This is a genomic window from Fulvivirga imtechensis AK7 (assembly GCF_000331535.1).
Taxonomy (GTDB): Bacteria; Bacteroidota; Bacteroidia; order Cytophagales; family Cyclobacteriaceae; genus Fulvivirga; species Fulvivirga imtechensis.
On sequence record NZ_AMZN01000161.1, the window covers coordinates 1 to 1052 of the forward strand.

Sequence of the window (1052 nt, forward strand, 5' to 3'; positions counted from 1 at the left end):
TAATTCTACGCTGGTAACATCGCAGGTCAGCGGACCAGAATTGCCCGCAGTCACGCCTTCAGGCTGTGAATAATCAATGCCTACTTCAGTAGTAGCTGTAGTGGTACAACCAGTGCTTTTCTTGGTCACCTCAAGGGTGTATTCGCCCGAGGCACTGACGGTCGTAGTGGCGGTTGTCGCAATCTCGCTGCCAGCACTTAGCCAACGGTAGCTCACACCTGATGTAGTCGCTGAGCCGATCAGCTCAACGCTCGTAACATCGCACGTTAACGGACTGGTGTTGCTGGCCGTAACACCCTCAGGCTGTGAATAATCAATGCCTACTTCGGTGGTAGTCGTAGTGGTACAACCAGTGCTTTCCTTCGTCACCTCAAGGGTGTATTCACCTGGGGAAGTAACAGTGGTATTTGCCGTTGTCGCAATCTCGCTGCCAGCGCTTAGCCAGCGGTAGGTTACTCCTGATGTAGTCGTAGAACCAATTAGCTCAACGCTCGTAACATCACACGTGAGCTGGCCACTGTTGATGGCTGTAACTCCTTCGGGTTGAGAGTAATCAATGCCTACTTCAGTAGTAGTCGTGGTGATACAGCCCGTGCTCTCCTTAGTCACTTCAAGGGTGTATTCACCAGCGGTACTGACCGTTACGGTGGCCGTTGTGGCGATTACACTACCAGAGCTTAGCCAACGGTAGCTCACACCTGATGTAATCGCTGAGCCAATTAGCTCAACGCTCGTAACATCGCACGTTAACGGACCGGTGTTGCTTGCCGTAACACCCTCAGGCTGTGAATAATCAATGCCTACTTCGGTAGTAGCCGTAGTGGTACAGCCCGTGCTTTCCTTAGTCACTTCAAGGGTGTATTCACCAGCGGCACTGACCGTTACGGTGGCCGCTGTAGCGATTACGCTACTGGAGTTTAGCCAACGATAGGTCACGCCTTCTGTTGTGGTGGAGCCGATCAGGTCTACGCTGGCAGTCGAGCAGGTCAAAGGGCCTGTGTTGCTGGTTGTCACCTCTTCAGGCTGGGTGTTGTCTGTGATCACTTCGGTGG

The 1052-nt window shown here is 52.9% G+C and carries 1 pseudogene; it reads right to left on the reverse strand.

Annotated features, from left to right (window positions below):
- A pseudogene (locus tag C900_RS27460) lies at positions 1 to 1052 on the reverse strand (hypothetical protein); the annotation flags it as partial.